Genomic DNA, 6,112 nt, shown 5'->3' with positions numbered 1-6,112 from the left:
GAGCTCATCTTTAAATCTATCCGATTTTTCAATAATTAAAGTCTCGATACTAGACTCGCTCTTATTTCGTCTAAACCATCCATAAACGGCGTGGTTTTCATTTTTCCGCTTCTATACTCTTCCACTCTTTTGTTGATCTCATCATCAAGTGAGTTTTTAATCTCGATAGCATCATCCGGTAGCGTTTTTAAAAACTTTTCAAACTCCGGCATATACTGATCTTTTATACTTATTCTCATAGTCATTTGGTACTCCAAAATGGATATTTTTTATTATATCACGAACAAGCTATAAAGATTTTTTTACTCGGTTTGATTCCTCAAATAACTCTTTATTTTAATTTGGAAAACTTTATTGCAAGCTCATATGGAAGAGTTTTGTTTTCAACCACTTCAATCATATGAATATAATATTACCACAAGCAACACTCCCGACTGTCTGTCTTGTAGAAGCAATTGAAGTTGTAATTTTTGTTATATCATTAGTTAAAAAGACTTGAGTTTTATTATTTTCCAACATCTTTATTATATTTTCACTTGGATGTCCATGCAGATTATCATGGCTAATAATTGCATATTTAGGATTGATTACTTTAATAATTTTTTGATCTAAATTCTCTTTGCTTCCATGATGTTATCCTCTTCATACCATTTTTCATTGGCATAAAAGTCTTCCAAAAAATCACGATCATTGTGGAAATATTGGATGTCATCGTACTGATTTTGTTCTACAAATTGTTTCAAATCGATAAAAGATTTCGTTGCAATCATATCTCTGATCTTGGTTGATATTTTGATAATACTGCTCTCATTGGCTTGACGAACGATCTCCTGGAGTTCAAACTGATATTTCAGCTGATAGATTTGATTATTTTCTCCGCTGATGGGTAATAGCTGATTGGGATCCCCTACAAATAGAACACACCCTATCTTATTGGCTTCTATCTTCTCTAAAAGATAATCATAGAGCTCATTTCCGATCATGGAGCTTTCATCGACAATCAGCACTGCTGTGGCTTGGTCTTGTTTGACTGTTTTATCGATTACAAACTTCTCAGCCCCCGTTTCATAATCTTTAAACGCCTTGATGCCTAAAAAAGAGTGGATAGTTTTGCAACTAGCCACAATGCCATTGTTTATCAAAGTACTCGCAATCACACTGACTGCTTTATGTGTCGGGGCAGTAATCATGAAATTGATGTTTGAAGTTTTTAGAAATTTAACGATTTGTGTCGTGAGATAGGTTTTACCCGTACCGGCAACACCTTGCAATGAGACGATATAATCACCAAGATCCGGTGAAGTCAATACTTTATCCTCTAAAATTGTGGTGATCTTAGAGCAGATACCTTTGAAGATCTCTGATTGGTGTCCAGTAAGAGTATTGTGTGTTAAAGTTTCCATGGTGTAAGTTTATAAAATATAATGGACGTATTTTGTCTATTTAAAAATATTTCATAAACGGATCAACGAGATAGTACCTATCCTCAAGTTTTCATTTGAATTAAGATTTGTCCCAGCGAATCGGAGGATATGGATTTTCACTAACTTCTTTTATAGTTTAGGCTATTATACCTTTTACTATAATAGCTGTTAATATAATACCCATCAATCAAGCAAATCGCCTAAAGTAATATCACTGGATATATTTAGAGCATTAAAATGGCTATTTTTCTTTGTTCCATACGTTGTCAGCATCACAAGTTTCAAATCATATCTCGTTTTTTGTTTTATGCCATGCTCTTTAAATTTTGCCACCTTATGCCGTAGATTATCAGCATATTCTTTTGTTATTGTAAATTCATCATTGTAGTATTTGCACTCCACTATGTCATAGATATTGTTTTCATACTCTATCACCATATCGATTTGTGCACCCCTGTCATCTTCTATTTGCGGGTTTGCACTATATTGCCAATAGGTGATATTTTTATACAGTGCCGACAAGCCTCGCTTTTGCAGATAAAGTTCTATATTTATCATCATCACCGCTTCGTAAACAAACCCACACCAAATGCTATAACTAGGGGTTGAGACGATATGTGTAAAATGGTTTTTCATAGAAACGATTTCATTTTTACTTAAATCTTTTACCCATTTGTAGTGAAACAGACAAAACGGGTCTGCTATGATATATTTTGTCTCTCGTGTTTTATTATGGAGTTTACCCAGTGGCTTTATAAAACCTGTATCGATAAGCTCTTGTGTAGCATTTCTAAGTCTTTTGTTTGTTGGGTCGGTTTGCTCTTTGTCTATGATCGTCCCAAGCTGGGCAATGGTAAATCCAGATTGTTTTGAGCATAAAATATCAACGATTTGTCTATGAAATGTATGTTTATCATAAAAGAGTGATTTAAAAATAGCATCATATTCATCAAAAAGTGGCGCGGAGATAGTAAAAAAGAGATTATCAATATTTTGAGATACTGACAAGGATGAGTCCAAAAAGCTAAGATACTTCGCAACTCCGCCAAGTATCATATAAATATCCGTTACACTTTTGTTATCGATATCAAACTTTTTTTCTTTTATCAGATATTCTTTGGTCTCTTTGAGTGTAAAAGGGAGCATTGGTATCTCTAAATCAACTCTTTGATACAGTGGCCCTTTGGTGTCTTTGAGAATTTTATTTTTGATCCAAGAAGCATTTGAGCCACATAGTATCGTGATGATATTCTCTCTTTTTTGGCAATAAGTATTATAAAAATGTCCAAAAGCACTTAAAAATCCAGCTTTGTTGTGCTTGTCTATCCAAGCAACTTCATCGATGAAGATGACTACTTTGCCTTTATGGTTTTTTTGTTCACACGCATCTTCAATGGTTCTTTTTAAAAATATAAAAGCTTCAGTCCAAGTAGTTATAGCTTTTGTAGGTTCGGTTTTAAACCAATCATAGATCGCTTCTATGAAATTGAGCCGTTGAGTATCAGCATCTTGATCATCACTTCCAGTATATTCAAAAAAGATACAATCATCACGATTGACTTTAAACATAGTGTTAATAAGATAGGTTTTACCGATTCTTCTTCTGCCATGTACCACTACAAGCTTACTCTCATTGGTATCACAAAGTTTATTTAGAAGGGCTATCTCTTTTTGTCTTCCTATCAATATCTATCCTTTTAAACTAGTTATTGAATATATTATATACTAAAAAAGGAATAAGTATATAAAAACAAGAGATATTTTAGTTTTAGTGTGTAACATCAGATCGTAAACAGAGAATTTTTTAATGGTTTATGAATCCCATCGATTTTTCCCCTTCAAAACTGCCGGAACGCTCTTTTTGAATCTCGCCGATAAAATCATCGAGTTTGAACGTCCCCTCTTTACGTGCCGCAACCTGATACGCCGTATTTTTAACGATCAGATTAATCTGCCCCCCGGTAAGAGGGTAGGATGAGAGTTTTTCAACATCAAATCCGTTTTCATACGGTGCATTTTTCGGAAGCATCATTTTCCACAAGGTAACACGCTGTTTTTGATCCGGTTTTTTGAACTCGATTTTGTAGTTAAAACGGCGTGAAAATGCCTGATCGATGTTTTCGAGGAGGTTGGTCGTTGCGATCAAAATCCCCTGAAATTTCTCGATCTGCTCTAAAAAGATATTTTGCATCTGATTGTGCATCTGATCGGCGGATGTCCCTGCACCTTGCGATCTTGATGAGAGAAACTGATCGGCTTCGTTCAGAAGTAAAATCGGCTCTGTTTTCGTCTGCTTCGTAAGATCGGCATAGGTATCGAAGATTTTACGAACATTTTTTTCCGATTCACCGACATACATAGAGAGGATTTTAGAGCAGTCAAAACTCAAAACCTGTCGCTTTAGAGAGCGAGAGAGTGAGTGAGCGGTGAGGGTTTTGCCCGTACCCGGAGGGCCGTAAAAAATAATCCGTGCATCGATCCCTGCCTTTTTGTCTTTGACTCCCCATTCATGAAGCCGTGCAATCACTTCTCGATCGAGCTGACGCATAAGATTTTGAAGGGTTTGTTCTGTCGAAGGGTTCAAAACGACATTTTCAAGAGAGGTAGTCGGTTCAATCAACTCGAAAATCTCCTGCTCTTTGATCAGCATATCGAGTTTGAGTTTGCGTACTTTTTTCTTTTTCTGTGGGTGCATGATCGATTGAAGCACCTCATCGACGATATAAAAGGCTCGACTGATACCGCCGAACGGGTTGAGCATCTCCTCATAATCAATCACTTCATCGCTGATAAGGCGAGCACCGTCTTCGAGAAGGGCACGGTTTTTGATCCGCTCGTAATCATCAAAACTGATCAAATCGATGAGAGTATTCATCTCTCGTAAGTTCCCCTCGGTCGCACTGTATTCTTCTTTTAATAGGGCGAGAAAAATAACCTGCTCTTTGGGTTCCAGTTTCTTTTGTTTGAAAAAGCGATCGAGTACAACGTCGAGTGAGGTTTGGGCAATCCGCTCATCAATCCGTTTTTCGAGGAGATCAAGTTTGTTTTGAATACGGTTGATCCCCAATGAATGCTCGTTTCCGTTATGACGAATAATCGACATTTTTTGGTACAGCTCGATGCGGAAAAACTGATCTTGGAGATATTCCAAATGATCGGCATAGGGTTTAATATCAGGGAGTGTCATCTCTAACGATCCCTCTTCGAGAAGCTTCATAAAAATCGAGGTGAGCGCAACGGGGGTGTTATAAAGTTCGAGGTGAGAGAGTTCACTGATTTTGAGCGGAGTAAACGAGTGATGGGTCATCCATCCCAGTTCCAAAAGGGTTTTAACCTCTCCGAAATGTTCCAAATAGGTATAATCATCGGCACCGTAAAGCTCTTGGAGTAACTCTGCTACGATTACATCTTCTTGAGATTGTAAAAACTTTCTAGTGAGAAGCTGCAATATTTTTGCCTCTTCCACCGTACATTTAAGCTGCGAAAAAATATGGGTTTTTTCGATGGTTTTGTTTTCTAAAAAATCGACTAGAAATTTCAATGGATTCCTTGTTTGAGAACGCGTTTCAGTACTTTACCCGTAGCTGTCTTAGGAAGAGATTCTACCACGGTTATGGTTTTAGGGATTTTAAATGCCGCCAAATGTTCTTTGAGTTGCGATTTGATAAAGGTTTGAGTCGTATCTTCATACCCCTCTTCCAACTCCACAAAAGCGATTGGGACTTCACCGCTGTGAGGATCATTCACTCCGAGCACAGCCGCGAGTTTAATCTGTGGCAACAGCATCATCTGCTCTTCGATCTGTCGCGGATAGATGTTGATCCCTTTCGAAATTATTAGATCTTTAATCCGATCAACGATGTAAACATACCCTTCTTCATCGACTTTGGCGATATCTCCGGTGCGAAGCCACCCGTTTTGGATCGTCTCTTCCGTTGCGCTCGGGTTATTCAGATACCCCTGCATCACACAATCGCCTCGAATAATCAATTCACCCGATTCACCTACGGGAAGTTCTACCATCTCATCGTTTACGATTTTTACCTCATATCCATACAGCGGTAACCCTACCGAAAGGGTTTTTTGTTTCTCAACCGGATTGATAATCACGGCTGGGGAGCATTCGCTTAGCCCATATCCCTCCAACATTATGGCACGTTTAAAAGTGGATCGGAATCGGTTCAAAGTATCTTCGTTCAGTGCCGACCCACCGGAGATAAAACATCGGATAGAATTGAACCACAGAAAATACCACGGCAGTTTTGCACGGATAAGAGCATTATAGATATCAGGAACCCCCATAAATACCGTGACCCGTTTGAGAAGGGTTTGTTTGATGATATTGCTAAAAGGCAAAATCGAGGGGATAATGACAAACGATGCTCGGATGAAAAAAGGGAGTATCACCATAATCGAAAAGGTAAACGAGTGAAACATCGGCAAATAGACGATGAAACGATCACGTGAACTCAAATCAAACCGCTCACGTGCTCCGACGAGATTGGAAAAAAGGTTTCGGTTGCTGATCATCGCCCCCTTAGGGTGCCCCGTCGTACCTGATGTGTAAAAAATAACTGCCGTATCATCCAACTGTGAGGGAGATGGACTGTGCGTGTGCAAGTGATCGCTTAGTATCTCATCCAATACTAAATGTTGTGAATCCTCTTTTGGTGCTTTATCGATCCAGA

5 protein-coding genes are annotated in these 6,112 nt (G+C 38.2%); all 5 read right to left on the bottom strand.

The window, feature by feature from the left end:
* Positions 1-35: 35 nt before the first annotated feature.
* A complete protein-coding gene (locus WA010_RS11535; RefSeq protein WP_422557261.1) occupies positions 36-245 on the bottom strand; it encodes a hypothetical protein in 210 nt (69 codons plus the stop codon).
* Positions 246-608: 363 nt separating this feature from the next.
* Positions 609-1,403, bottom strand: coding sequence for an AAA family ATPase (locus tag WA010_RS11530; protein WP_422557260.1), 795 nt, complete (start codon positions 1,401-1,403; stop codon positions 609-611).
* 204 nt (positions 1,404-1,607) lie between these two features.
* Entirely contained in the window at positions 1,608-3,110 is a 1,503-nt protein-coding gene (locus WA010_RS11525; RefSeq protein WP_422557259.1) for an AAA family ATPase, read from the bottom strand.
* Between the two features lie 118 nt (positions 3,111-3,228).
* The gene (locus WA010_RS11520; protein ID WP_422557258.1) at positions 3,229-4,965 is read right to left on the bottom strand and encodes an ATP-binding protein; all 1,737 of its coding nucleotides are present in this window, start codon (positions 4,963-4,965) and stop codon (positions 3,229-3,231) included.
* Positions 4,962-6,112, bottom strand: a 1,151-nt coding sequence (locus tag WA010_RS11515) for an AMP-binding protein (protein WP_422557257.1), incomplete at its 5' end; no start/stop codon positions are given. The genes WA010_RS11520 and WA010_RS11515, both read right to left, overlap by 4 nt.

The sequence above is a fragment of the Sulfuricurvum sp. genome, assembly GCF_049305995.1.
Taxonomy (GTDB): Bacteria; Campylobacterota; Campylobacteria; order Campylobacterales; family Sulfurimonadaceae; genus Sulfuricurvum.
The sequence above is the reverse complement of the archived record's forward strand: the minus strand, read 5'-3'. Positions and strand labels throughout refer to the sequence as shown.